Below are 235 nucleotides of genomic sequence, written 5' to 3' on the forward strand. Positions count from 1 at the left end.
GGCACTCATCCGGGCAGCGGTTCGGTGACGGTGACGGCGAAGGCCCAGACGGATTACGTGCTGGAGGCCGGTGCGGCCGCGGAGTGGACGCACACGTTCAAAGCCACGCCGTACGTAGTTGTTCCGGGACCGGTGGTGTTCACGGACGAGGACGGCACCGGGAACGATTCGTACACGGTCCCGGAGACCAAGGGTGTTGATTACCTGGTCGGGGACGAGGTTGTTGCAGCCGGCA

At 65.1% G+C, this 235-nt stretch carries 1 pseudogene; it reads left to right on the plus strand.

The annotated features are described in order from the left end of the window. A pseudogene (locus tag HGO92_RS24965) lies at positions 1-235 on the plus strand (hypothetical protein); the annotation flags it as partial.

It is taken from the genome of Crystallibacter degradans, from assembly GCF_012952295.1.
Taxonomy (GTDB): domain Bacteria; phylum Actinomycetota; class Actinomycetes; order Actinomycetales; family Micrococcaceae; genus Crystallibacter; species Crystallibacter degradans.